This window comes from Nocardia sp. NPDC050712 (assembly GCF_040654295.1).
Taxonomy (GTDB): Bacteria; Actinomycetota; Actinomycetes; order Mycobacteriales; family Mycobacteriaceae; genus Nocardia.
The window spans coordinates 1,098,521-1,125,325 of sequence record NZ_JBFAHT010000003.1; the positions used below are offsets into that span (position 1 = coordinate 1,098,521).

At 67.7% G+C, this 26,805-nt stretch carries 23 protein-coding genes and 1 tRNA gene; 11 read left to right on the plus strand and 13 right to left on the minus strand.

Features of this window, described 5'->3' with window-relative positions; all coding sequences use genetic code 11:
* The first annotated feature begins 81 nt into the window (after positions 1 to 81).
* On the plus strand, positions 82 to 1,332 hold the full coding sequence (locus tag AB0H76_RS25480; protein WP_357328730.1) for a KasA/KasB family beta-ketoacyl-ACP synthase: 1,251 nt from the start codon (positions 82 to 84) through the stop codon (positions 1,330 to 1,332).
* A gap of 138 nt (positions 1,333 to 1,470) precedes the next feature.
* The gene (fadD32, locus tag AB0H76_RS25485) at positions 1,471 to 3,390 is read left to right on the plus strand and encodes a long-chain-fatty-acid--AMP ligase FadD32 (protein WP_357329894.1); all 1,920 of its coding nucleotides are present in this window, start codon (positions 1,471 to 1,473) and stop codon (positions 3,388 to 3,390) included.
* A gap of 99 nt (positions 3,391 to 3,489) precedes the next feature.
* Here fadD32 and AB0H76_RS25490 read toward each other — a convergent pair.
* From AB0H76_RS25490 to AB0H76_RS25500, 3 genes are all read right to left on the minus strand, one after another.
* A tRNA-Ser gene (locus AB0H76_RS25490) sits at positions 3,490 to 3,580 on the minus strand.
* An 82-nt stretch (positions 3,581 to 3,662) separates the two neighbouring features.
* Complete coding sequence (locus AB0H76_RS25495) at positions 3,663 to 4,097, minus strand: nucleoside deaminase (RefSeq protein ID WP_357329896.1); 435 nt, start codon at positions 4,095 to 4,097, stop codon at positions 3,663 to 3,665.
* 38 nt (positions 4,098 to 4,135) lie between these two features.
* Entirely contained in the window at positions 4,136 to 4,675 is a 540-nt protein-coding gene (locus AB0H76_RS25500) for a tRNA adenosine deaminase-associated protein (RefSeq protein ID WP_357328733.1), read from the minus strand.
* 58 nt (positions 4,676 to 4,733) lie between these two features.
* Between AB0H76_RS25500 and AB0H76_RS25505 the strand changes: the two genes are divergently transcribed.
* The gene (locus tag AB0H76_RS25505) at positions 4,734 to 5,684 is read left to right on the plus strand and encodes a prephenate dehydrogenase (protein WP_357328736.1); all 951 of its coding nucleotides are present in this window, start codon (positions 4,734 to 4,736) and stop codon (positions 5,682 to 5,684) included.
* A gap of 11 nt (positions 5,685 to 5,695) precedes the next feature.
* Here AB0H76_RS25505 and AB0H76_RS25510 read toward each other — a convergent pair whose 3' ends face one another.
* The 3 genes from AB0H76_RS25510 to AB0H76_RS25520 form a co-directional block, all read right to left on the minus strand.
* A complete protein-coding gene (locus AB0H76_RS25510) occupies positions 5,696 to 6,244 on the minus strand; it encodes a putative glycolipid-binding domain-containing protein (protein WP_357329898.1) in 549 nt (182 codons plus the stop codon).
* Between the two features lie 182 nt (positions 6,245 to 6,426).
* Positions 6,427 to 8,373 (minus strand): ABC transporter ATP-binding protein, encoded by a 1,947-nt coding sequence (locus tag AB0H76_RS25515; RefSeq protein ID WP_357328739.1) that lies wholly within the window; start codon positions 8,371 to 8,373, stop codon positions 6,427 to 6,429.
* A gap of 3 nt (positions 8,374 to 8,376) precedes the next feature.
* Entirely contained in the window at positions 8,377 to 10,185 is a 1,809-nt protein-coding gene (locus AB0H76_RS25520) for an ABC transporter ATP-binding protein (protein ID WP_357328742.1), read from the minus strand.
* A 317-nt stretch (positions 10,186 to 10,502) separates the two neighbouring features.
* On the opposite strand from AB0H76_RS25520, the gene AB0H76_RS25525 reads away from it, so the two are divergent.
* Together AB0H76_RS25525 and AB0H76_RS25530 are read left to right on the plus strand one after the other, a co-directional pair.
* A complete protein-coding gene (locus tag AB0H76_RS25525; protein WP_357328745.1) occupies positions 10,503 to 10,703 on the plus strand; it encodes a hypothetical protein in 201 nt (66 codons plus the stop codon).
* 199 nt (positions 10,704 to 10,902) lie between these two features.
* Complete coding sequence (locus tag AB0H76_RS25530; protein WP_357328748.1) at positions 10,903 to 11,079, plus strand: hypothetical protein; 177 nt, start codon at positions 10,903 to 10,905, stop codon at positions 11,077 to 11,079.
* A gap of 60 nt (positions 11,080 to 11,139) precedes the next feature.
* Here AB0H76_RS25530 and AB0H76_RS25535 read toward each other — a convergent pair whose 3' ends face one another.
* Both AB0H76_RS25535 and AB0H76_RS25540 read right to left on the minus strand, forming a co-directional pair.
* On the minus strand, positions 11,140 to 13,437 hold the full coding sequence (locus AB0H76_RS25535) for an MMPL family transporter (protein WP_357328751.1): 2,298 nt from the start codon (positions 13,435 to 13,437) through the stop codon (positions 11,140 to 11,142).
* A gap of 222 nt (positions 13,438 to 13,659) precedes the next feature.
* On the minus strand, positions 13,660 to 15,999 hold the full coding sequence (locus AB0H76_RS25540; protein ID WP_357328754.1) for an MMPL family transporter: 2,340 nt from the start codon (positions 15,997 to 15,999) through the stop codon (positions 13,660 to 13,662).
* Positions 16,000 to 16,236: 237 nt separating this feature from the next.
* On the opposite strand from AB0H76_RS25540, the gene AB0H76_RS25545 reads away from it, so the two are divergent.
* The 5 genes from AB0H76_RS25545 (at position 16,237) to tgt (ending at position 22,401) form a co-directional block, all read left to right on the plus strand.
* On the plus strand, positions 16,237 to 16,830 hold the full coding sequence (locus AB0H76_RS25545) for a TetR/AcrR family transcriptional regulator (RefSeq protein WP_357328756.1): 594 nt from the start codon (positions 16,237 to 16,239) through the stop codon (positions 16,828 to 16,830).
* Between the two features lie 51 nt (positions 16,831 to 16,881).
* The gene (locus tag AB0H76_RS25550; protein ID WP_357328759.1) at positions 16,882 to 17,403 is read left to right on the plus strand and encodes an Rrf2 family transcriptional regulator; all 522 of its coding nucleotides are present in this window, start codon (positions 16,882 to 16,884) and stop codon (positions 17,401 to 17,403) included.
* 72 nt (positions 17,404 to 17,475) lie between these two features.
* Positions 17,476 to 19,209, plus strand: coding sequence for an ABC transporter ATP-binding protein (locus AB0H76_RS25555; RefSeq protein WP_357328762.1), 1,734 nt, complete (start codon positions 17,476 to 17,478; stop codon positions 19,207 to 19,209).
* On the plus strand, positions 19,206 to 21,119 hold the full coding sequence (locus AB0H76_RS25560) for an ABC transporter ATP-binding protein (RefSeq protein ID WP_357328765.1): 1,914 nt from the start codon (positions 19,206 to 19,208) through the stop codon (positions 21,117 to 21,119). The genes AB0H76_RS25555 and AB0H76_RS25560 overlap by 4 nt, the downstream gene beginning before the upstream one ends.
* A gap of 22 nt (positions 21,120 to 21,141) precedes the next feature.
* Entirely contained in the window at positions 21,142 to 22,401 is a 1,260-nt protein-coding gene (gene tgt, locus AB0H76_RS25565; protein ID WP_357328767.1) for a tRNA guanosine(34) transglycosylase Tgt, read from the plus strand.
* Here the strand turns inward: tgt and AB0H76_RS25570 are convergent.
* A complete protein-coding gene (locus AB0H76_RS25570; RefSeq protein WP_357328770.1) occupies positions 22,385 to 22,684 on the minus strand; it encodes a chorismate mutase in 300 nt (99 codons plus the stop codon). The two genes, tgt and AB0H76_RS25570, sit on opposite strands and share 17 nt — an antisense overlap.
* Positions 22,685 to 22,744: 60 nt before the next feature.
* Entirely contained in the window at positions 22,745 to 23,518 is a 774-nt protein-coding gene (locus AB0H76_RS25575) for a queuosine precursor transporter (protein ID WP_357328773.1), read from the minus strand.
* 37 nt (positions 23,519 to 23,555) lie between these two features.
* Between AB0H76_RS25575 and AB0H76_RS25580 the strand changes: the two genes are divergently transcribed.
* Entirely contained in the window at positions 23,556 to 24,077 is a 522-nt protein-coding gene (locus AB0H76_RS25580) for a DUF4190 domain-containing protein (RefSeq protein ID WP_357328776.1), read from the plus strand.
* Between the two features lie 3 nt (positions 24,078 to 24,080).
* On the opposite strand, the gene AB0H76_RS25585 is transcribed toward AB0H76_RS25580, so the two are convergent.
* The 3 genes from AB0H76_RS25585 to AB0H76_RS25595 are packed head-to-tail and all read right to left on the minus strand — an operon-like array spanning position 24,081 to position 26,388.
* Positions 24,081 to 24,842: an RDD family protein gene (locus AB0H76_RS25585; protein ID WP_357328778.1), complete on the minus strand. Its 762-nt coding sequence runs from the start codon at positions 24,840 to 24,842 to the stop codon at positions 24,081 to 24,083.
* 53 nt (positions 24,843 to 24,895) lie between these two features.
* Positions 24,896 to 25,843: a tRNA glutamyl-Q(34) synthetase GluQRS gene (gene gluQRS / locus AB0H76_RS25590; RefSeq protein WP_357328781.1), complete on the minus strand. Its 948-nt coding sequence runs from the start codon at positions 25,841 to 25,843 to the stop codon at positions 24,896 to 24,898.
* Positions 25,840 to 26,388, minus strand: a complete 549-nt coding sequence (locus AB0H76_RS25595) for a DUF309 domain-containing protein (RefSeq protein ID WP_357328784.1) — start codon at positions 26,386 to 26,388, stop codon at positions 25,840 to 25,842. The genes gluQRS and AB0H76_RS25595 overlap by 4 nt, the downstream gene beginning before the upstream one ends.
* Positions 26,389 to 26,805: the final 417 nt, after the last annotated feature.

Below are 26,805 nucleotides of genomic sequence, written 5' to 3' on the forward strand. Positions count from 1 at the left end.
CCGTTCTAGGCTTGCGGCGCTTTGCCGATCTTCCCGCGCAGTTCCACCGGTCCCACCCGTGATGCCAGGAGAGCGAGCCTCATGCAGATTCCGTCCACCAAGTTCGGCAACTTTCCCGATGTCGTCGTGACCAGCCTCGCCGCGACCACCTCGATCGCCGGCGACGTCGATTCGACCTGGAAGGGCCTGCTCAGCGGCGAGAGCGGGATCGACGTGCTGGAAGACTCGTTCATCGAGCAGTTCGGGCTGCCGGTCCGGATCGGCGGGCACCTCAAGGTCTCGCCGGCCGCCGACCTCGCGCCGGGTGAGGCGCGCAGACTGGCCTACGTCGAGCAGATGGCGACGGTGCTGGGCCGGGAGGTCTGGCGCAACGCGGGCAGTCCCGAGGTGGACAAGACCCGCCTCGGCGTCTCCATCGGCACCGGACTCGGCGGGGCCGAGGCGATCATCGACCAGCGCGACAAGATGCAGAACGGCGGCTATCGCCGGGTCAATCCGCTTGCGGTGCAGTGGATCATGCCCAACGGCGCGGCATCCTGCGTCAGCCTGGAACTCGGCGCCGGCGCCGGCGCGTGCACGCCGGTCTCGGCCTGCTCGTCGGGGTCGGAGGCGATCGCCAACGCCTGGAAGATGATCGTGATGGGCGACGCCGACATGGTGGTCACCGGCGGCGTGGAGGGCTCCATCCAGGCGGTGCCGATCGCGGCGTTCACCATGATGCGCGCCATGAGCACCCGCAACCACGACCCGAAGGCCGCCTCGCGCCCCTTCGACATGGACCGCGACGGCTTCGTCTTCGGTGAAGCCGGCGCCATGATGGTGATCGAGACCGAGGCGCACGCCAAAGCGCGCGGCGCCACGATCCACGCGCGGCTGCTCGGCGCGGGCGTCACCAGCGACGGATTCCACTTGGTCGCACCGGATCCCGAGGGTTCCGGCGCGGCCCGCGCGATCACCCGCGCGCTGCAGACCGCCGGCATCACCAAGCACGACGTTCAGCACATCAACGCGCACGCCACCGCCACCCCGATCGGCGACACCGCCGAGGCGAACGCGATCAGCAAGGCGATCGGCAACCACGCCTCGGTCTACGCGCCCAAGTCGGCGCTGGGCCACTCGATCGGCGCGGTCGGCGCCCTGGAGTCGGTGCTCACCGTGCTCAGCGTGCGCGACAGCATCGTCCCGCCGACGCTGAATCTGGAGAACCAGGATCCGAACGTCGATCTCGACATCGTCAAGGGTCAGGCCCGGCCGGGTCGTATCGACTACGCGGTGAACAACTCGTTCGGTTTCGGTGGCCACAACGTCGCCCTCACCTTCGGGCGGTACTAGACGGGAGACGCTGAGTTATGTCCAGGCGGAATGACTATCGGGGCGTAACCTGCTAACCTTCCCGGCGCTCCATGGTCGATCTGTGTTCGGTGTCACGGCACTCCCGGTGCGTGCGTTGGATGAAGGAAAAAAGCGATGATCGGCGAGACCTTTGACGACTATCTGGACGAACAGGGCAATATCAAAATCCTCGGGGACAAAACCCTGATCGACTTCGTCGACAAGCACAGCGCGGAGAACGGCGACGCCCTCGCCTACCGCTACATCGACTACTCACGTGAGCGCGACGGCGAGTACCAGGACCTCACCTGGCGTGAGTTCGGTGTCCGGCTGCGCGCGGTAGCCGCACGGCTGCAACAGGTTTCGCAGCCGGGCGACCGGGTCGCGGTGCTCGCGCCGCAGGGCCTGGACTATGTGGTGTCGATTTTCGCCGCCGTCTACGCGGGCAATATCGCGGTGCCGCTGTTCGATCCGGAGGAGCAGGGGCACACCGACCGGCTGCACGCCGTGCTCGGCGACTGCACGCCGGCGGCGATCCTGACGGTGTCCACCTCGGCGGCGGGCGTGCGGAACTTCTTCCGGCACTTACCCGCTCCGCAGCGCCCGCGCATCATCGCCGTCGACGCCATCCCGGCCGGCGTCGGTGAGAGCTGGGTCCGCCCGGACATCAACATCGACAACGTCGCCTATCTGCAGTACACCTCCGGGTCCACCCGGACGCCGGCCGGCGTGGAGATCACCCACCGCGCCGTCGGCACCAACCTGCTGCAGATGATCGATGCCATTGGCGTGAAGGAGAATTCGCGCGGCGTCACCTGGCTGCCGCTGTTCCACGACATGGGCCTGCTGTGCGTCATCCTGCCGACCATCGGCGGCGGGTTCATCACCATCATGTCGCCGAGCGCGTTCGTGCGGCGGCCCTACCGCTGGATCAAGGAACTGGCCGCGGTCTCCGACGGCGCCGGAACCTTCGCGGCCGCGCCCAATTTCGCGTTCGAGCATGCCGCCGCGCGCGGCCTGCCCAAGGCCGGCGAGGAACTCGACCTGTCCAACGTCATCGGGCTGATCAACGGCAGCGAGCCGGTCTCGATGTCCTCGATGAAGAAGTTCAACGAGGCCTTCATGCCCTACGGCCTGCCCGCGACCGCGATCAAGCCCTGCTACGGCATGGCCGAGGCCACGCTGTTCGTCTCGGCCACCAAGGCCGAGGACGAGGCCAAGGTCGTCTATGTCGACCGCAACGAGCTCAACGCGGGCCGGATGACCGAGACCGATCCCACTGCCGACAACGCGATCGCGCAGGTCTCCTGCGGCTATGTCGCGCTGTCGCAGTGGGCCGTCATCGTGGATCCCGAGACCGGCGCCGAACGCGCCGACGGCGAGGTCGGCGAGATCTGGCTGCACGGCGAGAACATGGGCATCGGCTACTGGGGCCGGCCAGAGGAGAGCGAAGAGACCTTCCGCAACAAGCTCGAGGTCCGGCAGCCGGAAAGTCACGCCAAAGGCACCGCGCCCGAGGCTGATTGGATGCGCACCGGCGATTTCGGCGCCTACGTCGACGGCGAGCTCTACATCACCGGCCGGGTCAAGGATCTGGTCATCGTCGACGGCCGCAATCACTACCCGCAGGATCTCGAATACTCCGCGCAGGAGGCGAGTACGGCGCTGCGGCCGGGTTTCATCGCCGCCTTCTCCGTGCCCGCCAACCAGTTGCCCGCGCTGGTCTTCGACCAGGGCAGCCACTCCGGCCTGAAGTTCGACGCCGACGACACCTCCGAGCAACTCGTCGTCGTCGCCGAACGCGGTACGGGCGCAGCCAAACTCGACCCGGCGCCGGTCGCCGACACCGTGCGCGCCGCGATCTCGCAGCGGCACGGCGTCACCGTCCGCGACGTGCTGCTGGTCCCGGCCGGTTCGATTCCCCGCACCTCCAGCGGCAAGATCGCCCGCCGCGCCTGCCGCACCGCCTACCTGGAAGGCACCCTGCGCGGCGGCTACCAGCAGCAGGCGTTCCCGGACGCGGTCGAGCGCGAGCCGGAACGCGCCGGCGCCCGCTGACCCGCACCACCCCGAAGCCCCGGCGTCCGCGCCGGGGCTTCGCTAGTTGTGGGAGCACACGTGAAAAAGCCCCGCACCTGCGAACAGGGCGGGGCTTTTTGGCGGTGGCGGAGGGATTTGAACCCTCGGAGGGGGGTTACCCCTCACACGCTTTCGAGGCGTGCTCCTTAGGCCGCTCGGACACGCCACCGCCGACAACCATACCGGAGAGCGGGCGGATCGCTAAATCGCCTGGAAAACGGTGGGGAGCTGGCGAAATGCGGTGAGGTCGGTCACCGCTGGCGAGTGAAGAAGGTTGCGAGGACGGCGGCGCACTCGGCCTCCAGGATGCCGCCGCGGACCTGCGGGCGGTGGTTGAGGCGACGGTCGCGGACCACGTCCCAGAGCGAGCCGACGGCGCCGGTCTTGGGTTCCCAGGCGCCGAACAGGACCCGGTCGACGCGGGCCAGGACGAGCGCGCCCGCGCACATCGTGCAGGGCTCGAGGGTGACGGCCAGGGTGGCGCCTTCGAGCCGCCAGCCGTCCCCGTGCACCCGGGCGGCCGCGCGCAGCGCCAGCACCTCGGCGTGCGCGGTGGGGTCGCCGAGCGCCTCGCGCGCGTTGGCCGCCCGCGCGAGCTCCCGGCCGGACGCGTCGAAGACGACCGCGCCGACCGGAACATCCCGGGGATCGGCGGCCGCGGCCGCGTCGAGCGCGGCGCGCACCATCTCGGCGTCGGAGGGAACCGCGCCGGGAATGCGTTCGGTCAACGCGGCAATTTGTCCAGGACCGCCGAGAGTTCGGCGTCGAAACCGAGGCGCTGCGCGATCATCGACAGCTGCTCGTCCGGGTAGAGATCGGTGTCGGCGAGGATGACGCTCAGCACCGGCTCCGGCAGACCCAGATCGGCCAGCACGCCGAGATCGCCCTCCTCCCAGGGGTCGACGTCGTCGAGCTCGTCCGGGTCGATATCGGGGATCTCGACGTTCAGGGCCTCGAGCACGTCCGCGGCGATGTCGTAGTCGATCGCGGCGGTCGCGTCCGAGACCAGCAGCCGGGTGCCGCTCGGCGCGGGCCGCAGCACGATGAAGAATTCGTCGTCCACGTCGAGCAGCCCGAAGACCGCGCCCGAGCTGCGCAAAGCCTTCAACTCGGTCTCCGCGGTGGACAAGCTGCCCAGTGCCGCCTCGCTCAGCGGGCTACACCGCCACTTGCCTTCTTCCCGGACCACCGCCACGGCGAACCCTTCCACGGCGTCATAATCTTCCGACGCCGCACTGTTCGTGCCCGAGCGCTGTGCTGCCATGGTCGCAACGGTAGTCGGCCTAGGCCGAAATGTTGAAGTCGTATGCCAATCTGTTCCGATGACCCCTGACCCGAAGCTTCCCGTTTGCGTGCTCGGGACCGGCTTGATCGGTGGATCCCTGGTGCGCGCCGCCACTGCCGCGGGCTACCGGGTCTGGGCCTACAACCGCTCCGAGGACGGCGCCGCGGCTGCCCGGGCCGACGGTTTCGAGGTGACTTCCGACCTGGTGGGCACACTGCACCGGGCTGCCGAGGCCGGCGCGCTGATCGTGATCGCGGTGCCGATGCCCGCCGTCGGCGCCATGCTGAGCGCGATCGCCAGCTACGCGCCGAAGTGCCCGCTCACCGATGTGGTCAGCGTGAAGGGGCCGGTGCTGGCGGCGGTGCGCGAGCACGGGCTGGCGGCGCACTACGTGGGCGGGCATCCGATGGCCGGTACCTCCGAATCCGGTTGGGCGGCAACATTTCCCGAGCTGTTCCAGGGCGCGGTCTGGGCGGTCGGCGTGGACGAGGGCACACACGCGCAGCCGTGGCGCCGGGTGGCCGGGCTGGCGCTGGACTGCGGCTCGGTGGTCGTGCCCGTCGTCGCCGCGGACCACGATCGCGCGGTCGCGCGCATCTCGCACCTGCCGCACGTGCTGGCCGAGGCGCTGGCCGTCAGCGGCGCGGCCGGCGGGCCGCTGGCGCTCGGCCTGGCGGCGGGCTCCTTCCGGGACGGGACGCGCGTCGCGGGCACCGCGCCCGACCTGGTCCGGGCCATCTGTGAACCGAACGCCACGGCGCTGCTCGAAGTGCTCGACGACACCCTGGCCGTGCTGACCGCCGCCCGCGACGGCCTGCGCGCGGACGGTTCGCTCGCCGACCTCGTCGAAGCCGGGCACGACGGGCGTCAGGATTACGAGACCGCGCAGCGCTGGGAAATCACCGGTGTGACTCCGGGCGACCACGGTTGGCTCGAGGCCCTGCGTGACGCCGGACAGCGCGGGGGAGCGCTGACCGAGCTGCCCTGACCGGCGCGGGGTCAGATGCGCTCGGCGAGACCCGGGTAGTCCAGGACGAAGCCGTCGGCATCGACGGTGACGGTCGCGCTGGAAACCGGTGACAGCACGTTGATGCCGTTCGGCCCGCTGCTGTAGGTGAGGCTGGCTTCCTGCACCAGCAGATCCGGCAGCCGCACGTAGACGACCGGGACCTGCACATCCTGCACCGCGTTCTGCAACCCGAAGCGGCGGATGGGCAGGGTGTTGAAGAACGGGCTCAGCACCACGTCGACATCCAGCGCCCCGGCGAAGGTGGAGCGCACATGGCTGCCGCCGGCGTCGACCAGCCAGTAGTTCTCCTCGTCGCGGGCGAGCGAGGCATGCCGCTCACCGGCCGGGGTGGTGGTGCGCAGCGACAACCGCTTGGTGACGCCGTTCTCGTCGGTGACCAGGTCGTAGGAGGCGCTGAAGGCGGGATGTTCGTCGCAGCCGCCGCCGATCATGCGGCCGGCGGCGCGGATGCGGTTGCCGTTGAGCGTCACGCGCACCGACTCCATCCGCGTCGCGTTGTGCGCGCGCCACGTGAGCATCGCCGGCCAGCGGGAGGCGTTGCCGGAGCCAGGGGCTGGGTTGGTCACCTACCTACCGTAAGCGACGAGCGACGAGGAGCAGAGCTGGACCGCATCACACCGGCCCGCACCGAGCCGGGCGGACCAGCCGTGCCGCGCCCGGCCAACCCCGGGGCCGGGCGCGGCACACCTGGCGCTTTCCCTCACACGAGCGACTCGCGCCAGGCCGCGTGCAGGCCGGCGAACCGGCCGTTGCCGCCGATCAACTCGGCGGGCGCGCCGTCCTCGACGATCCGGCCGTGTTCGAGCACCAGCACCCGGTCGGCGATCGCCACGGTGGACAGCCGGTGCGCGATGATCACCGCGGTCCGGCCGTGCAGCACCGTCTCCAGCGCCCGCTGGACCAGCCGCTCGCTGGGGATGTCCAGGCTGGAGGTGGCCTCGTCCAGCACGATCACCGCCGGATCGGCCAGGAACACCCGCGCGAACGCGACCAGCTGCCGCTGGCCCGCCGACAACCGCCCGCCGCGCTTCTTCACATCGGTGCCGAAGCCCTGGGGGAGCGCCGCGACGAAGTCGTACAGCCCGACCGCCCGGGCCGCCGCGTACACCTCGGCGTCGGTGGCGCCGGGGCGGCCGAGCCGGATGTTGTCGGCCACGGACCCGGAGAACAGGTACGCCTCCTGCGTCACCATGACGACGTTGCGGCGCAGATCGGTGTCCGCGATGTCGCGCAGGTCCACACCGTCGAGGGTGACGGTCCCGCCGGACGGGTCGTAGAACCGGGTCAGCAGCTTGGCCAGCGTCGACTTTCCGGCACCGGTCGCGCCGACCAGGGCCACGACCTGGCCCGCGGGCAGCTCCAGGTCGAACTCCGGCAGTACCGCGGTGGCCGCCCGCTCGGATCCGCCGGACTTCGCCGGCCGCACGCCGGTCGCCGCCGGCTCGTCGGGCAGCTCGACCGGCTTCGACCCGGCCGCGTAGCCGAACCACACCTTGTCCATCCGGACCGCGCCGGCCGCTTTGTCCAGCGGCACCGGCGTTTTCGGCTCCGGCACGGACGGCTCCTCCTCCAGCACGCCGGAGATCTTCTCCAGCGCCGCCGCGGCCGACTGATAGGAGTTGAAGACCTGGGCGAGTTCGTCGAGCGGACCGTAGAACTCGGTGAGGTACAGCAGGTAGGCCGCGAGCACGCCGACCGCGAGATTGCCCTCGATCACCTGCCAGGCGCCGACCACGATCACCACGACCGTGGTCAGATTGCCCAGCAGCCGGGTGAGCCCGGCGTAATCGCCCATGCCGCGCATGGCCGAGATGGTCGCCTGCCGGTAGGTCGCGTCCTCCACGGCCAGCACCGATTCGTTGCGCTGCTCGCGCCGGAACGCCTGGACCGCGCGCATGCCGCCCATCGATTCCACGAACTGCACCACGACTTTCGCGATGGCGCCGCGGGTCTTGCGGTAGCCGGCCCGCTGGCGCCGCTGGGCCCAGCGGGTGACCAGCAGCAGCGGCACGAAGCCGACCAGCACGATGGTGGCGAGCGTGCGATCCAGGTAGATCAGGATCGCCGCGATGGTCACCACGGACAGGATCGCGCTCAGCGCCTGGTTCAGCGCGCTCTCCAGCAGCTCCTGCAGGGTTTCGATGTCACCGGTGAGCCGGGCCACCACCTTGCCGGAGGTGTACTTCTCGTGGAAGGCCACGCTGAGCCGCTGCACGTGCGTGAACGAGCGCACCCGCAGGTCGAAAAGCACGTTCTGACTGAGCCTTCCGGACACCCGCAGGAAGACGAAGGTGGTGCCCATGCTGAGCGCGACCGTGCCGAGATATCCGGCCACGGTCCAGATCAGCGGCGCCCAGTTGCCCTTGCCGCCCTGCGTGATCGCGGTGTCCAGGCCGTAGGCGATGAACAGCGGGCCCGCGACCTTGGCGGCGTTGTCCACCACGATCAGGACCAGGGCCAGGATCGCCTGCCCGCGGTAGGGCCGGACCAGCTCGAGCAGCAGCCGCCGGGAACGTTCGGCCAGCACCAGGTTGCCGGTCGCGGTGACCTCTTTGTCCTCACTGGCGATACCGCGCCAGTCCGCGACCTCGTCGCGCCGTGACGACTCCGCCGCGGTGTCTTTCGTGTCGATCGTTTCCGTGCTCATGGCCTATTCACCTCCCATCAATTCGCGATACAGCGCACTGGTGCGCAGCAACTGGTCGTGCGTGCCCTCGGCGGCGATCCGCCCGTCGGCGAGCACCGCGACCCGGTCGGCCAGGGCCGCCGTCGAAGGCCGGTGTGCGACAAGCAGTGTGGTGGCGCCGGCCAGCACCGTGCGCAGCCGCTCCTGCACCCGCTCCTCGGTCTCCACATCGAGCGCCGAGAGCGGATCATCGAGCACCATGACCCGGCCGTTCTTGCCGTTCAGCACCGCCCGGGCCAGGGCAAGGCGCTGGCGCTGGCCGCCGGACAGGCTCATGCCCTGCTCGCCGATCCGGGTGTCCAGGCCCCAGGGCAGGTTGTCCACGAACTCGGTGGCCTGCGCGACGTCGAGGGCGCGCCGCACGTCCGCGTCGGTGGCATCCGGGTCGCCCAGGGCCACGTTCTCGCGCACGCTCGCGGAGAACAGCACCGGCTCCTCGAAGGCCACCGACACCAGCGAGCGCAGGTCGGCCACCCGCAGCGCGGCGATATCGATGCCGTCGATGCTGATCACGCCGCCGGTCACGTCGTAGAGCCGCGGAATCAGGTTGAGCAGCGCGGTCTTTCCGCTGCCGGTCGCGCCGACCAGCGCGACCGTCTCCCCGGGGCGCACGGTGAGCGAGATGTCTTCCAGCACCGGATCGGCGTCGCCGGTGAAGCCGAACCGCACACCGGCCAACCGCAATTCGCCCTGGACCCGCTCGGGCAGCGGCACCGGATCCGGCGGATCGGTGATGTCGATCGGCGTATCGATGATCTCCCAGTAGCGATCCGCCGCGGTGCGGGCGTCGTTCCACTCGGCGAGCAGGAACCCGGTCCAGATGATCGGCCACTGCAGGAAGTTGGCCAGCGTGATGCAGGCGACCAGCGTGCCGAGCGTCATCCAGCCGTGCGCCACCGCGAAGGCGCCGTAACCCAGCGCGAACGCGATCACCAGCTGCGGCACCGCCACCATGGCCGACCACAGGTTCGCGTCCAGGCGCACCTTCAGCAGCTCGGTCTGCTGCAGTTCACGCGACTGCGCGGTGAAGCGGCCGCCGAAGAACGCGCCGCGGCCGAAGGCCTTGAGCACCCGCACGCCCTGCGCCGATTCCTCGGCGGTGGTGGCCAGGTCACCGGATTGGTCCTGGGAGCGGCGCGAGGCCACCGCGTACTTGCGCTCGAAGCGCATGCAGAACCAGGTCAGCGGGATGGCGATGAGCACGAACAGCAGCCCGATCTGCCAGTTGAGCACGACCAGCACCACCATGCCGACCGGAATGAGCACCATGTGGATCAGCAGGAACGGCCCGACGAAGGCGATGAACTTGCGCATCGTGGCCATATCGTCGACCGCGCGCGAGAGCAGCTGCCCGGACTCCCAGGCGTCGTGCCGGCCGATCGCCAGCGCCTGCAACTTACGGAAGATCTTGGCGCGCATGGTGATCTCGACCTGGGTGGCCGGCTTGGAGACCAGCCAGCGCCGCCCCCAGACGCCGAGCGCCTCCAGCAGCCCGAGCACCAGCACCAGGCCCACCGGTGCGAGCACACCGGCGAAATCGCGCCGGGCCAGGGGCCCGTCGATGATCCGGGCGATCACCACCGGGATGACGATCGCGGTGAGGGCGCTCAGCAGCGCCAAACCGGTAGCCGCGAGCAGCGCCGATCGGTGCGGCCGCACGTACGGCCCGAACCGGCGCAAGGAGTAGAGGCGGCCATGTGGCTTGGTGGTGCCCGGCCGCGGGAGTCTGTCGCCTTCCGATTCGGCGGCAGGTATCTCCAGTGCGAGTGACAAAGCTCCCCCTCGGGTTGGTGGTTTGCGGTGTCAAGAACGCGACGCCCGTGATGTTCCCACTGGGGTCCGACATCTCAGGGTGTCAAAGCGGCGGGCTGTGGGCCACTGATTTTCCGGGTGACCGAGCCGCGCGACGTCCATGGGAGCCAGTCAACAACCTGAAGTAATGTCGAGGTCAAGGAGCTCGATCATTTTCGGTACGAAGTTTCGGATAAATCGCGTTCCGGTGGGTATATCGCCCACCGGATGGAAGCGGGAAGGAGCGTCGCGCAGAAGCGTCGCTCGGCGGTCCGCTCTAGAAGAAGCGCGAGAGTTACATGAGAATCGGAAGCATCATCGTTCTGATCTGGCTGCTGATCGGCGTGGTCGCCGCGGCTCAGCGAGACTACTTCGACAGCGGGCCGGTCAACTGCGCCGGATTCGGCACGATCGTGGTGACCGTGGTCGCGGGGCCGCTCAACTACCTGGGCGTGAACCCCAAGGTCGACGATTGCAACGTGCCCCAACCCAGCCCGTAGACCATCTCTACGGGATGACGCCCGGCTACCGACTTCGGTAGCCGGGCGTTTGCTATTTGCCGATAAACACCTGCTGGTCACGGCCGCCCGGGTAGGCTCGAGACAAGCAAGGGAGGCGATAGCCATGCGAGATCGTGCTGCCTATGGGCGACCGGAGCGTGAGCGCGGTCTACCCGCTCGAATAGTGAGTGTCCTGCTCATGGCCTGGCTGGTTATCGGTCTCTTCGCCGCTGGTCAGCGTGGTTATTTCACGAACGGCCCGATCACCTGCTCCGGATTCGGCACCATCGCTCTGACTGCCGTCACCGGACCGCTGAACTACCTGGGCATGAAGCCGACGGTCGGCCAGTGCCACCTGCCACAACCGAGCCAGTAACCCGGGGATAGCACCGAGCCCCGCATGCCGATGGCATGCGGGGCTCGGTGTTTGCCCGGGTCAGGGTATCGGCTGGCCCGGCGCCGCCTGCCGCGCCGAATGATCCTGCAACTCACGCAGTTTCGTGCCCTCGATATCGATGTTCAGCACGATCTTGTCCAGCCACTTCGGCATCCACCAGGCCCACTTGCCCAGCAGCACCAGCAGCGACGGAATCAGCACCATGCGAACCAGGAACGCGTCCAGCAGCACGCCGATCGCCAGCGCGAAGCCCATCGACTTGGCCGTGGCGTCGGTCTCCAGCAGGAACGAACCGAACACCGAGATCATGATGATCGCGGCCGCGGTGACCACGCGGGCGCCGTGGTGGTAGCCGTTGATCACGGCCTGGGTCGGTGACTTGCCGTGCACGAATTCCTCGCGCATGCGGGTCATCAGGAACACCTGGTAATCCATGGCCAGGCCGAAGACCAGGCCGATCAGCATGATCGGCAGGAAGCTGACGATCGCGTGCGGATCCTTGATCAGACCGAACTTGCCGTCCTGGAAGATCAGCACGGTCGCGCCGAAGGTCGCCGCCATCGAGAGCAGGAAGCCCAGCGCCGCGGTCAACGGCACCAGGACCGAACGGAACACCGCGATCAGCAGCAGGAACGCCGCACCGGCCACGATCGCCAGGTAGGGCACGATCTTGCTGAGCAGCACGTGGTCGATATCGGCGTAGATCGCCGTGGTGCCGGTGATGCCGTATTCCATCCCGTACTCGGATTTCAGCTGCGCCTCGGCATCGCGCGCCTCCGACACCAGATCCTTGGTGCCCTTGGCATTCGGGCCGTCCTTCGGCACGCCCTCGATCAGCGCGCCGCTGCCGTCCTGGCTCATCGTCGGCTCGGTCACGTAGTCCATGTCCGAGTAGGACGCGAGCTTGTCGTGCAGCGCGGTCAGCGCCGGCACGCGGCGATCCTCGGGCACATTGCTCAGGTCGACGGCCACCTGCAGGACGCCGTTGCTGCCCGGGCCGAAGCCCTCGGTGCGCAGGTCGTAGGCCTTACGGACGGTGGAGGTCTTGGGCATGCTGTCCTCGCCGGGCAGGCCCAGGTTCAGGCCGGCGGCGGGCGCGGCCAGCAGGCCCAGGATCACGATGCTGAGCACGAGCGTCACCCAGGGCGCCTTGGCGATCACGCGGGCGACGCGGGTGCCGACGCTGACGACGTTGTCGTCCTCGGGATCGTCCTTGGCGATGAACGGCAGCTTCGGCTTGAACAGGAAGCGCCCGAGCGCGCCGAGCAGCGCGGGCATCAGCGTGATGGCGGTGAGCACCGCGAACGCCGCCGCGACCGCGCCGCCCAGGCCCATGAAGGTCAGGAACCGGACCCCGACGATGCTCAGGCCGACCAGGGCGATGATCACGGTCAGACCGGCGAACACCACCGCGGAGCCGGCCGTGCCGAGCGCGACGCCGGCCGCCTCCTCCGGCGAATTCTGTACCGCCAGTTCGTGTTTGTAGCGCGAGACGATGAACAGCGCGTAATCGATGGAGAGCGCGATGCCGATCATCGTGGCCAGGAAGGTGGTGAAGCTGGGCACCGACAGCACCGAGGTGCCGAGGAAGATCAGCGAGGTGGCCGCGCCGAGCCCGACGATCGCGGTGACGATCGGGACGAAGGCCGCCACGATCGCGCCGAAGGTGATCATCATGACGATGAACGCCACACCCATGCCGATCATCTCGGATTTGCCGCTCGGCATCTCCTGCTCCATCGCGATGGAGCCGCTCATCTCGACCGTCAGCCCGGCCGCGCGAGCCGAGTCGGCCGCGTCGTAGGCCGCCTTGCGATCGTCCGCGGTGACCTTGGTGAAGTCGGTGATGGTGAACGGCACGCTGAAGAAGGCGACCGTGTCGGGCGCGGTCTTGTTCAGCACGTTGAGCGGGGCGCCGCTGCACTTGCTCGGATCGGCGTCCGGGACCAGGCAGCCCAGCTTCTCGGTCGCCGCGATCGGGTCGACGATGGGCTTGCTGTGGTCGACGATCCCGAGCTGCCCGACCTTGCCGATCAAATCCGCGATCGCGGCCTGGTTGGCCGGGTCGGTGAGCTTCTGCCCGGCGGGCGCGCCGATCACATAGGTGCCGGTGACGGCGTCGAACTTGAACCCTTCCGACATCCCGGGGAAGTGCTTGTCGAGGATGTCCGTCGCCCGCTCCGAGGGCAGGTTCGGCATGCTGAAGTCGTTGCTCATCGGCTCCTTGAGCCCGTTGCCGAGCACGCCGAGGATCAGGAAGAGCAGAAGCCAGACGGGCAGCACCACCCATTTACGGCGGAAAGCGAACTTTCCCCACCGATACAGCCATACGGACACGGATTCTCCTCGCGGTGATCGGATCGAGCCGGGACACGCCACACCGGTTCGAGAGCACCGGTGAAAAACCGAGCTGAAGAACAGAACTTTGCTGCTGAGTCTGCTGCGGACGGCGCTCAAGATCAAGAACTGAGGACACCTGTAGAGCACCTGTTATGAAGGGGAAACGCACTCGGCCCCGCCCCTGAAGCAGGTGCGGGGCCGAGCGCTGTCAGGCCGGGATCAGCTTACGCCGACCGGCTCCTTCGTCAGTTCCACCGACTTCTGCTGCAGGCCTTGCAGCTTGGTGCCCTCGACGTCGATGTCCGGCAGGATCCGGTCCAGCCACTTCGGGATCCACCAGGACCACTTGCCCATCAGCACCAGCAGCGACGGGATCAGCACCATGCGGACGATGAACGCGTCGAACAGCACGCCCGCGGCCAGCGCGAAGCCCATCGACTTCGCCGTCGCGTCGGGCATCAGCATGAAGCCGCCGAACACCGAGACCATGATGACCGCGGCGGCGGTGACCACGCGGGCACCGTGGTGGTAGCCGCTGATCATGGCTTCCTTGGCCGACTTGCCGTGCACGAATTCCTCGCGCATACGGGTCACCAGGAACACCTGGTAATCCATGGCCAAGCCGAAGACCAGGCCGATCAGCATGATCGGCAGGAAGCTGATGATCGGCTGCGGATCCTTGATCAGCCCGAACGCGCCCTCCTGGAAGATGAGCACGGTCGCGCCGAAGGTCGCCGCCATCGACAGCAGGAAGCCGAGCGCCGCCGTCAGCGGCACCAGGATCGAGCGGAACACCAGGATCAGCAGCAGGAACGCGGCGCCGGCCACGATGGCCAGGTACGGCACGATCTTGCCGAGCAGCACGTTGTCGACATCGGCGAAGATCGCCGTCGCGCCGGTGACGCCGTATTCCATGCCGTACTCGGACTTGAAGTCGCCCTCGGCGTCTCGTGCGTGCTTGACCAGGTCCTTGGTGACCTGCTCGTTCGGGCCCGACTTGGGCACGCCGTTGAACATCGCACCCGCGCCGTCCGGACTCGGCATGGTCGCGGTCAGGTAATCCATGTCCGGGTAGGACGCGATCTTCTGGCGCAGCGCGGTCAGCGCGGCGTCCCGCTTGTCCTCGGGCACCTCGGTCAGGTCGACCGCGATGTTCAGCACGCCGTTGCTGCCCTCACCGAAGCCCTCGGTGCGGATGTCGTAGGCCTTGCGGACGGTCGTTTCCTTGGACATGCTGCCCTCGCCGGGCAGGCCGAGGTTCATCCCGGCCGCGGGTGCGGCCAGCGCGCCGAGCACCAGGATGCTCAGGATGAAGGTCAGCAGGGGCATCTTGCCGATGAAGCGGGCGAAGCGGGTGCCGTTGGTGACCGAGCTGTCGTCCTCGGGGTCGTGCTTGGCGACGAAGGGCACCTTCGGCTTGAACAGGAACCGGCCGAACGCACCCATCAGGGCGGGCAGGAAGGTGATCGCGGTGAGCACCGCGAAGGTCGCGGCGATCGCGCCGCCCAGACCCATGAAGGTCAGGAACTGCACGCCGACGATGCTCAGCCCGGTCAGCGCGATGATGACGGTCAGGCCGGCGAATACGACGGCCGAACCCGCGGTGCCCAGGGCGATGCCCGCGGCTTCCTCGGGCGAATCCTGTACGACCAGTTCGTGTTTGTAGCGCGAGACGATGAACAGCGCGTAGTCGATGGACAGCGCGATGCCGATCATGGTCGCCAGGATCGGCGTGAAGGTCGGGATCGTCAGGAACGAGGTGCCGAGCAGGATGGTCGAGGTCGCCAGGCCCAGGCCGATGATCGCGGTGATCAGCGGCACGAACGCGGCGATCAGCGCACCGAAGGCGATGATCATGACGATGAAGGCGACGGCGAAGCCGATCGCCTCCGAGGAACCGCTGGGCTGTTCCTGCTCCAGCGGCAGCGAGCCGCTCATCTCCACGGTGAGACCGGCGTTGCGCGCGGCGTCGGCCACGTTGTAGGCCAGCTTGCGATCCTCCGGGGTGACATCGGAGATGTTCGCGATCTTGAACGGGACATCGAGCGTCGCGACGGTGGCGGGCTGATCGCCCAGCACGTTCAACGGCGCACCGGCGCAATAGGACTTGGCGTCGGCGCTGGTGCGATCGACGGTCACGCAGTCGATCGACTTCTCCGCGTCGATCGGCATCTTCTCGGCCACGGTGACCGGGTTGACCAGCGACTTCTCCGCCTTCGCGGTATCGACGATCGGCAGCTCACGCAGCTTGCCGATCAGGTCGTCGATGGCGGTCTTGTTGGCCGGATCGGTGAGCTTCTGGCCCTCCGGCGCCTTGATCACGTAGGTGCCGAGCACGGCGTCCATGCTGAACTGCGCCGACATACCGGGGAAGTGCTTGTCCAGGATGTCGGAGGCCCGCTCGGAGGGCAGGTTCGGCATCGAGAAGTCGTCGTTCATCGGCTTGCTGATCGCGCCTGCCACGCCACCCACGACGATGAGCAGGACCAACCAGACCGGAAGTACGATCCACTTGCGGCGGAAAGCGAACTTTCCCCATCTGTACAGAAATACGGACACGAGAGGGTACTCCTAGCGATAACTGGGTTGGCCGGGTCGTGCCGGTCAGACAGTTGCGTTCGCGCGGGTGTCCAGCTGCGTCGTGGATGCGAATCCAGACCGGGGACTGCCCGCCTCCAATTGACGTTTTTTGCCTACCGTGCGGTAGGTAGACTCTAACTTGCGCCTAAGCGGAGGTTCAACCTCAATTTATCTGGGCACAGTTGGCACGGCTTAGTAAGTAGGACAGGACATCCGATGAATTCGACAGCGAGGTCAGAATCCGTTTCCGCTGGTAGCGGGACAAAAACGGCGATTCGGGACGCTGCGGTGAAGCTGTTCGACGCCAAAGGATTCGAGCAAACGAGCCTGCGCGAGGTCGCCGATGCGGTAGGAATCACAAAGGCTTCGCTCTACTATCACTACCCCTCCAAGCTGGATCTGCTTGTCGCGATCATCAATCCGATCATCGAGCACATGCGCGCGGTGACCGAGGACATCAAGACCGTGCCCTTCGGGCCGGAGGGCGTGCGCACCATCCTGCAGCGCTACATCCGCGGCATGCTGCGCAACCGCGACGCCGGCGCGCTGTGCGTGCGCGACACCGTCGCCATCCTGAACGCGATGGCCGACCGCTACCCGGATCTGTTCGAATTCGGCCGCCAGCTGGGGGATTGGCTGGCCGGCCCGGATCCGAGCCCGGAGCAGAAACTGCGGGCCAGCGCCGCGCTGCACGTGCTCGAGGTGGCGTTGCTCTCCAGCGAGGTCGCCCCCGAGGCGAACGAGGCGCTGATCGAAACCACCCTGCTCGACGCCGCCACCTGTGTACTGACCGCCTGCGGCACCCGGTAGCCCAGTAGATTTCCTAGCGGAGTCACCGCCGAATCGTTCAGGGAGCAGTCAGTGCACATCACCGCGAAGGTCGACTACGCGGTGCGAACCCTGCTCGAAATCGCCCGCGCCCCCCAGCCCACGGCGCTGTATCCACCCACCCCGCCGACTTCGTCGTCTGCCGTCCCCTTGAAGGCCGACGCCATCGCGAACGCACAGGCGATACCGCCCAAGGTGCTCGAGACCGTGCTCGGCGAATTGCGCCGGGCCGAGCTGGTGATCAGCCGGCGCGGCCCCGACGGCGGCTACTGGCTCGCGCGGCCCGCCGCCGCGATCACCGTCGCCGACGTGATCCGCGCCGTCGAGGGCCCGCTGGCCTCGGTGCGCGGCGAACGGCCCGAGGACGTGCGGTACGAGGGCGTGGCCGAGCCGCTGCAGCAGGTGTGGATCGCGGTCCGGGTGAACCTGCGCGCGGTCCTGGAGAACGTCTCGATCGAAGACATCGCCGACGACCGGCTGCCGGGCTTCCTGACCGAGCTGGTCGCCGATCCGGGTGCGTGGGCTCGGCGGGAACCGCATACCCAACCCAGCTGACCACAGCGGATTTATGCCGGTAGGTAAACCTCGCGACGGGCGTCACCACCAGCCGGTAGCCTGCCTAACATCATGTTGATCCGTCTGCTCCGCACCTATCTCGCGCCGTACCGAGCCCAGCTGGCCGGGGTTGTCGTGCTTCAGCTGATCTCGGTCATCGCGATGCTGTATTTGCCCAGCTTGAACGCCGATCTGATCGACCACGGCGTCACCAAGGGCGATATCGGATATATCTGGAGCACCGGCCTGTGGATGCTCGCGGTGACCGGCGTGCAGATCGTCGCGTCGGCCTGCTCGGTGTATCTGGGCGCGCAGGCCGCGATGGCGGCGGGCCGCGATATGCGTGGCGCGCTGCTGCACCGGGTCGGCACCTTCTCCGCGCGCGAGGTCGGCGTGTTCGGCGCGCCGTCGCTGATCACCCGCAATACCAACGACATCCAGCAGGTGCAGCTGCTGATCGTGATGTCGGCGACCATCCTGGTGATGGCGCCGATCATGTGCTTCGGCGGCATCTTCATGGCGCTGCGCGAAGATCTCGGGCTGTCCTGGCTGCTGCTGATCGCGGTGCCCCTGCTCGGCCTGTCGATGGGGCTCATCGTGGCCCGCATGGTGCCCGGCTTCCGGCAGATGCAGTTCCGGATCGACGAGGTCAACCGGGTGCTGCGCGAGCAGATCACCGGTATCCGGGTGGTCCGGGCGTTCGTCCGGGAGCGGCAGGAGACCTGGCGGTTCGGGCTCGCCAACTCCGAGCTCACCGAGACCTCGCTGCGCGTCGGGCGGTTGATGGCGCTGATGTTCCCGCTGGTCATGCTGATCTCCAACCTGACCGCGGTCGCGGTGATCTGGTTCGGCGGGCACCTGATCAACGACGGAACGCTGCAGATCGGCTCGCTCACCGCGCTGCTGTCCTACATCATGCAGATCCTGATGGCCGTGATGATGGCCTCGTTCCTGGCGATGATGGCGCCGCGCGCCGCGGTCTCGGCCGATCGGATCTCCGCCGTGCTGGAGACCGAGACCTCGGTGGTGCCGCCGAAGTTCCCGCAGCCCTTCGCCGCCGATCCCGCCCAGATCGATGTGGCCTACGCCGAATTCGCCTATCCCGGCGCCGAGAAGCCGGTGCTGAAGGCGATCAAGTTCGAGGTGAAACCGGGCACCACCACCGCGATCGTCGGGTCGACCGGCGCGGGCAAGACCACGCTGCTCAATCTGATCCCGCGGCTCATCGACGTCACCGACGGCGCGGTCTACCTCGGCGGCACCGATGTCCGGAACCTCGATCTCGAGGTGCTGCGCGAGCAGATCGGCCTGGTCCCGCAGAAGGCGTACCTGTTCTCCGGCACGGTCGCGAGCAATCTGCGCTACGGCAAACCCGACGCCACCGACGAAGAGCTCTGGCGCGCACTGGAAATCGCGCAGGCCGACGATTTCGTCCGGGAGATGCCGCAGGGCCTGGAATCGCCGGTCGCGCAGGGCGGCACCACCGTCTCCGGTGGGCAGCGCCAGCGCCTGGCGATCGCGCGGGCGCTGGTCCGGCAGCCGCGCGTCTATCTCTTCGACGACTCGTTCTCGGCGCTGGACGTCGCCACCGACGCGCGACTTCGAGCCGCGTTGCAGCCGGTGACCAGGCAATCCTCGGTAATCATTGTGGCGCAGCGGATCTCCACCATCCGCGACGCCGACCAGATCGTAGTGCTGGAGGACGGGGCGATGGCCGGCATCGGCACGCACGAGCAGTTGCTGCGCGACTGTCCGGAGTACCAGGAGATCGTCGAATCCCAGCTGTCGGCGGAGGAAGTGCGATGAGACCCGGCGTCAATCCCGGTGCGCCGGACGCGAAGCCGAAGTCCTTCGGCCCCTCGCTGAAACGACTGCTGCGCCGGCTCACGCCGGAGCGGTTCTACGTCGGGCTGATCATCGGGCTCGTCGTCGTCTCGGTGGTGCTCAACACCCTGGGCCCGTACCTGCTCGGCAAGGCGACGAACCTGGTGTTCGACGGCGCGGTCGGCAAGCAGCTGCCTGCCGGCGCCAGCAAAGAGCAAGTGATCGACCAGCTCCGGGCCAACGGCGACAACACCTTCGCCGACATGCTCGGCGCCATGGACGTGACGCCGGGCGTCGGCGTCGACTTCGGCGCGGTCGGCCGGGTGCTGATGGTGGTACTGGCGCTCTACATCGGCGCCTCGGTCTTCGGCTGGTTGCAGGCCTTCCTGCTCAATATCGTCATCAACCGCACGGTCAAGCGGCTGCGCAGCGATATCGAGGACAAGATCCACCGGCTGCCGCTGCGCTACTTCGACACCTCGCCGCGCGGTGACCTGCTCAGCCGCGTCACCAACGACGTCGACAATGTCTCGACCAGCCTGCAGCAGACCATGAGCCAGCTGCTCACCTCGCTGTTCACCGTGATCGGCATCCTGGTCATGATGTTCTGGATCTCGCCGCTGCTGGCGGTGATCGCGCTGCTCACCGTGCCCGCCGCGATCGTCATCACGGCGCAGATCGCGAAACGGTCCAAGCCGCACTTCGTGAACCAGTGGAAGTACACCGGCATGGTGAACGCCCAGGTCGAAGAGGCCTACACCGGCCACGAGGTGGTCACCGCGTTCGGCCGCAGCCGCGAGGTGGGCCGGGAGTTCGACAAGCGCAACCAGGAGCTCTACGAGTCGAGCTTCAAGGCGCAGTTCATCTCCGGCCTGATCATGCCGTCCATCATGTTCCTCGGCAACGTGAACTTCGTGCTGGTCGCCCTGGTCGGCGGCCTGCGGGTGGCCACCGGCAACCTCTCGCTCGGCGAGGTGCAAGCGTTCATCCAGTACTCCCGGCAGTTCAGCCAGCCACTCACCCAGATCGGCGCGATGGCCAACCTGTTGCAGTCCGGGGTGGCCTCGGCGGAGCGGATCTTCGAGATCCTCGACGCCGAGGAGCAGTCCGCGGATCCGGTCATGGAGAGCACCCGCCCGCTGGATCGGGGCCGCGTCGAATTCGAGGGCATCTCCTTCCGCTACGACCCGGAAAAGCCGGTGATCGAACGGCTTTCGCTGGTCGCGGAGCCGGGGCATGTGGTCGCCATCGTCGGCCCGACCGGCGCGGGCAAGACCACGCTGGTGAATCTGCTGATGCGGTTCTACGAACTCGACGCGGGCACCATCACCATCGACAACGTCGACATCACCGAGATGACCCGCGACAACCTGCGCTCGCGCATCGGCATGGTGCTGCAGGACACCTGGCTGTTCAAGGGCACCATCCGGGAGAACATCGCCTACGGCAACCCGAACGCGACCGAATCGGAAATCCTGGACGCGGCCCGCGCGGCCTACGTCGACCGGTTCGTGCACGCGCTGCCCGACGGCTACGACACCGTCATCGACGAGGAGGGCTCGGGGGTCAGCGCGGGGGAGAAGCAGCTGATCACCATCGCCCGCGCGTTCCTGGCCAAGCCGTCCATCCTGATCCTGGACGAGGCGACCAGCTCGGTCGACACCCGCACCGAACTGCTGGTGCAGCACGCGACCGCGGCGCTGCGCCGCGACCGCACCAGCTTCGTCATCGCGCACCGCTTGTCCACCATCCGCGACGCCGACCTGATCGTCGTCATGGAGGCGGGCCGCATCGTCGAGCACGGCAACCACGAACGCCTGCTCCAGGAGCGCGGCGCGTACTACCGCCTCTACAACGCCCAGTTCGCGGCGGCGGCCTCCGCCGACGTCTAGGCGACTCCCGGGACCTGGGAGGATGGACGCCGTGTCTGCACCCGAACAGTTCTCCTTCCGCATCGATGCCCGGCTCGACGGCGGGCGGCACGGCCGGGCGGGGGTGATCAGCACCCCGCACGGCGAGGTGGCGACGCCGGCGTTCATTCCGGTGGGCACCAAGGCGTCGGTCAAGGCGGTGCTGCCCGAGACCATGAAGGAGCTCGGGTCCCAGGCCCTGCTGGCCAACGCCTATCACCTGTACCTGCAGCCCGGCCCGGACATCGTGGACGAGGCCGGCGGGCTGGCGAAGTTCATGAACTGGCCCGGCCCGACCTTCACCGACAGCGGCGGCTTCCAGGTGATGTCGCTGGGCGTCGGCTTCAAGAAGGTGCTGGCCATGGAGGCCGTCGGCGTGCAGAACGACGACGTGATCGCCAAGGGCAAGGAGCGCCTGGCCACCGTCGACGACGACGGCGTCACCTTCCGCTCGCACCTGGACGGTTCCAAGCATCGCTTCACGCCCGAGGTGTCGATGGGTATCCAGCATCAGCTGGGCGCGGACGTCATGTTCGCCTTCGATGAGCTCACCACGCTGCTCAATACCCGTGGCTACCAGGAGAAGTCGCTGGAGCGCACGCGGCTGTGGGCCAAGCGCTGCCTGGACGAGCACGAGAAGCTGACCGCCGAGCGGACGCACCGGCCGTACCAGGCGCTGTTCGGCGTGATCCAGGGCGCGCAGTACGAGGACCTGCGCCGTTCGGCCTGCCGCGGGCTCGAGGAACTGCGCGGCACCGGCGGCACCGAGTTCGACGGGTACGGCATCGGCGGCGCGCTGGAGAAGCACAATCTCGGCACCATCGTCGGCTGGTGCTGCGACGAGCTGCCCGAGCACAAGCCGCGCCACATGCTCGGCATCAGCGAGCCGGAGGACATCTTCACCGCGGTGGAGCACGGCGCGGACACCTTCGACTGCGTGAATCCCTCCCGGGTCGCGCGCAATGCCGCGATCTACGTGGCCGAGGGCCGGTTCAATATCAACACCGCCCGGTTCCGCCGCGATTTCACCCCGATCGACGACACCTGCGACTGCTACACCTGCGCCAACTACACCCGCGCCTATATCCATCACCTGTTCAAGGCGAAGGAGATGCTGGCGGCGACGCTGTGCACGATCCACAACGAGCGCTACACGGTGCGCCTGGTGGACCGGATCCGGGAATCGATCCTGGGCGGCTACTTCGACGAGTACAAGGCCGAGACCCTGGGCATCTGGAAGGGCCGGATCAAAGTTCCGTCGTAGTCAGCGCGGCGTGCTCGGCCAGTTCGAGGTCGATGAACGCCCCGATCATGGCCCGCCACACGGCTTCGGCGACCTCGGGCGCGAGCCCGGCTCCGGTCGCGCGCTCGCGGGCCAGCGCCACCACGCGCTCGACCCGATCCGGCGCGCGCACCGCCTGCTGATCGGTCTTGAAGGCGGCGGCCGCCCGGACCAGCGCCTGCCGTTCGGCGAGCGTTTCGATCAGCGCGCCGTCGAGGGCATCGATGCGGGCACGGACTTCGGCGAGCGATTGCGGAGCGGACACAGCCGCAGACTGTAACCCACGGCGGCGCGCCCCCGCCGACTCGGCGGGGGCGCGGCTGCCTCAGGTGTGCAGGGGGTCGGAATCCTTTGGCGCGTAGGTGGGTTCGCGCTTCTTCAAGGTCTTGATGACGCGGTAGGTGACCGGCATGATCACGATCTCGATCAGGGTCTTCCACAGGAACCCGACGATCAGGTAGTTCAGGAACTGCTGCCAGGTGTCGATGCCGATGACCCCGGCCGCGATCGAGCAGAAGATCAGGGTGTCGGCGAACTCGCCGACCACCGTGGAGCCGATCAGCCGGGCCCACAGGTGTTTCTCCTTGGTCCGCTCCTTGATCAGCACCAGCGTCGCGGAATTCAGCAGCTGGCCGACGAAGTACCCGGCCAATCCGGCCAGCACCAAGCGCCAGGTGGGTCCGATGATGGCCTCGAGCGCCTGCTGATTCTCGTAGAAGCCCGCAGCGGGCAGGCGCACGGCGATGGCGAAGCACACCACCGTCAGCAGCAGGGCGCCGAAACCGTAGTAGATGGCGCGCCGGGTGGCCTTGAACCCGTACACCTCGCTCAGCACATCGCCGAGCACGTAGGCCAGGGGGAAGAGGAAGAAGGCGCCGTCGGTGACGATGGGCAGGATCTGGATCGGCCCCAGCGACAGCGAACTGCCGCTGAAGAACTCGACGCCCTTGCCGGCGCAGACATTGGAGATGATCAGCGTGGCCGCGAACAGCGCCACTATGGGTGTGTAGTACCCCCGCGCAACCTGGGCGAACGCCGCGTGGTCCGGCGCGGGGTGTCCAGACCCGTCGCGGGTTTGGTTTGTCTGTAAGTCACTCACAAGGTTTATCCAACCAGGTCTCACATACGCTGTATCCATGACGAAGCCAGGCGATTCCGACGAATGGTGGAAGCAGTACGGCGGTGAAGGCGTGTCCCCTGATGCGGGGGCACAGCAGCCTTCGGCTCCGCAGTACCCGACTTCCGAACCGTCCGGGTATCCCTCGGCGCCGCAGTACCCAGTGCAGCCGCCGTCCTACCCGCCGCATCAGCAAGCCCCCGCCCAGCCGTATCAGTCCGGGCCGCAACAGGTTCCGCAGGGCAGCGGTCCGGCGTATCCCTCCCCGCCGGGGTATCAGCCCTACGGGTACGCCCAGCAGCAGCCCAGCCAGACCAACGGCCTGGCCATCGGCGCGCTGGTGGCCTCGATCATCGGGTTCTGCAGCTGCGGTATCGGCTCGCTGGTCGGCATCGTGCTGGGCGTGCTCGCGCTGAATCAGCTCAAGGAGAACCCGTACCAGGAGGGCCGGGGCATGGCCCAGGCCGGCATCTGGATCGGCGTCGGCGGCATCGTGCTCACCATCCTGTACTGGACGCTGAGCATCGCCACCAATCTCTGACCGTCAGCCCTTGACGACCTGGGTGCCGCCGGCGAACTTGTCGTGCCAGCCCTGCTTGTTCGGGTCCTGCGACGTCGTGATCATCATGTAGATGACCAGGCCGATCGCGGCGATCTGGCCGATGCAGGGCACCACGTAGAGGATGGCGTACAGGTTGCGCTTGAGCGACTGCTCGGCCGTGACCTTGGGCGCACCGCCGGGTCCGAGCACCCGCAGCCCGAGCAGCTTCTTGCCCAGGGTGGTGCCCTGCTGGGTCTCCATCAGCACGAAGTACAGGGTCAGCGCGATGGAACCGAGCACGCTCACGCCGACGAAGAAGCCGCTGCCGGAGCCGTAGATCACCGACATGATGATGTTCACCGGGATCAGCACGATCAGGGTGTCGATCACCCGGGCGCCGATCCGGACGCCGAGGTCGGCGGGGGTGCCGGTGCCGGCGTAGGTATAGCCCTGGCCGTAGGGCTGACCGTATTGCGGCGGCTGCTGCGCGTAGGGATCCTGGCCGTAGGGCTGCTGCGCGTATTGCTGCTGCTGCCCGTAGGGATCCTGGTTGTACTGCGGCTGCGCGTACGGATCCTGCGCGTAGGGGTCCTGACCGTACTGGGGCTGCTGATACTGCTGCTGCCCGTACTGCGGCGGCGCGTCCTGCGGCTGCTGACCGTAGGGATCGCCCTGCGGGTACTGCTGCCCGCCACGTGGATCGGGCTGCCCGTACGGCTGATCGCCCTGCGGATTCTGGTTGGGGTCGTACCCACCGCTAGTCATAGGTTGTCCTCGTCGTGATCGGTCGATCAGCCAACTTCGGTCGCCTGCGTACGTTACGGACCTGCGTCGGGTTGCAACAACCCGTTCTCGTTCACGATCCACGGCTCGCGCGGCAGCCGCGCGGGGTCGAACCCGTCCAGGAGCTGGGCCGGTGAACCCGCAATATATCCGAGCGAACCGGTCAGTACGTTTAGTACTTCCTCGGGCGTGTCACCCAACGCGACACGGTCGGCCAGGGTGACGGCGCCGTCGCGCTTGGCCAGGCGCTGCCCGGCGGTGTTCAGGGCGAGCGGGACGTGCGCGTAGTGCGGGACCGGCAGGCCGAGCAGGGTGGCGAGGTAGGCCTGGCGCGGACTGGAGGACAGCAGGTCGTCGCCGCGCACCACCTGATCGACGCCCTGGGCGGCGTCGTCGACCACCACCGCCAGGTTGTAGGCGGGCAGGCCGTCACCGCGGCGCAGCACCAGATCGTCGACCGCGCCGCGGTAGGCGCCGTGCAACTCGTCGACGATCTCGAACTCGGCGACCTCGGCGCGCAGCCGCAGCGCGGCGGGCCTGCCCTCGGCCAGGTGCCGGGCGCGGGCCGCGGCACCGAGGTTTCGGCAGGTGCCGGGGTAGGCGCCCATCGGCCCGTGCGGCGCGGTCGCGGCCTGCTGGATTTCCCTTCGGGTGCAGAAGCATTCGTAGGTGCGCCCGGCGGCGGTGAGCTGGTCCAAGGCGGCGGTGTAGCGCGGCAGGCGCTCGGATTGCCGGACCACCGGGCCGTCCCAGTCCAGGCCCAGCGCGGCGAGGTCGGCGAGCTGACGTTCGGCGGCGCCGGGGCGGACCCGGTCCAGGTCTTCGATGCGCATCAGGAACCGGCGCCCGGTGCTGCGGGCGAACAGCCAGGCCAGCAGCGCGGTGCGCAGATTGCCCAGGTGCAGATCGCCGGAGGGGCTGGGCGCGTACCGCCCGGCGCCCGGGTGGGGCTCGAGGTCGGAGTCGGCGGGCACGAAGATCATTTTGCCAGGCGCGGCCGCAACTCCTCCGGGCCGATCGGCGTCCCCGCGTCGAGTGCGGCGAGCAGGGCATGGGCGTGCGCGATCAGCCCTTCCCGATCGATTCCATACGGAACTTTCGCATTTTGGTAGTCGCCAGGATTGTCTTCGCAATTGTCACTATTCGTGCTGGTGTCCGTTTCTCCGCTATCTACTGGCGCGTAGCGGCGCAGTCGCATCGCGGCCCGATCGAGTAGGGTGCGCGCACCCTTGGGATTTCCCCGCTGGATGTGCGTGATTCCGACTGCGTATTGCGCCAGACCCTGCCATAGCATCTTCTCGGCTAACGGTCCGTTCTTCCATGCGGCCTCTAATACCTCGTGCGCGTTGAATGCCAAGCCTTCATCCAGCAGTTGCTGCGCCAGGATTAGAGTTTGCTGGGGCGGCAGATCTAGATCATCCGGAATTCGCGGGACGCCCTCGCTGCCGAGCGGTAGGGGGCGACCGAAACGGTCACGGGGACGGGGGTTACGGGCGCGACCTGCCTCGTCGCGGGGGCGTTCGACCATGAATCCATCATCCACGATGCATCGGCCGCACGGTACCCGGGGTGATCTAGAAACGCTATAAATGACGAATCACGAAGTAATCACACGGACCAAAAGTTTGCGGGAGAAGGCCCTGTGGAAAAAATGTGGAGAACTGGCAACGGTATGGCTACATTCGGACTTCGCAACGTTGGCAGAAATCGTGATTACCCGAGCAAGAGATCGGCAAATATGTGGGATTCCTGCTAGTGTTTACCGCGCGGGGACAGCCCCGGGGGTGTAAAACACCTCGAAGTACAGTGCGAAAACGACGCACCGCGAAGGTTGCGCGCTGCTAACGGGGCGCGCACGGGGATTCGGCGGTCTCGCCGGGTGCCGGTGCTAGTTAGTGGGAAACGTCCAGAGGAATCCCTCGTTTTGACATAGCAAAGGAGCTAG